We start from the raw sequence: 650 nt of genomic DNA on the forward strand, positions 1-650 counted from the left end.
GGGTTCATGTCCTTCATCGACGGGTCGTAGGCGAACGTCGTGTGCAGGAAACCCTCCACCGCGTCGCCGCCAAGCGTCACGATCTCGGGGTTGTCCATCGCGTCCGCCCCGATGAAGCGGAACGCCGCCCCCAGCTCCTTGGCCTGCTTCAGCACGATGGCGCCCTCGGCGAAGTACGCGGGCAGGAACACGATGTCCGGCTTCTTGGAGATCAGCTCGGTCAGCTGGGCCGTGAAGTCCTGGTCCCCCGACTGGTACTTCAGCTCGGCCACGATCTCCCCGCCCATCTTGGCGAAGGCCCGCTTGAAGAAGCTGCTCAGCCCCACGCTGTAGTCGTTGGCGACGTCGGTGAGGATGGCCGCCCTCTTGAAGCCCAGCTCCCTGAAGGCGTAGGTCGCCGCACCGGCCCCCTGGAACGGGTCGATGAAGCACGCGCGGAAGTAGAACTTCTTGCCCAGCGTCACCAGCGGATTGGTGCAGGAGGTCCCGATGGCGGGGATCCCCGCCTTCTCGGCCACCTCTCCGCCCGCCATCGCCAGAGAGGAGCCGTAGGTCCCGATGATGGCGTTGACCTTGTCGTGCTCGATCAGGCGCGTCACCGCATTGGCCGCCTCGACCTTGTCCGACTTGTTGTCCACCACCACGAGCTC

1 protein-coding gene is annotated in these 650 nt (G+C 65.5%); it reads right to left on the reverse strand.

Annotated elements, in window-relative coordinates; genetic code table 11:
- On the reverse strand, positions 1–650 hold a 650-nt coding region (locus EII26_RS12870), incomplete at both ends, for an ABC transporter substrate-binding protein (protein ID WP_148092585.1).

This window comes from Fretibacterium sp. OH1220_COT-178 (genome assembly GCF_003860125.1).
Classification (GTDB): domain Bacteria; phylum Synergistota; class Synergistia; order Synergistales; family Aminobacteriaceae; genus CAJPSE01.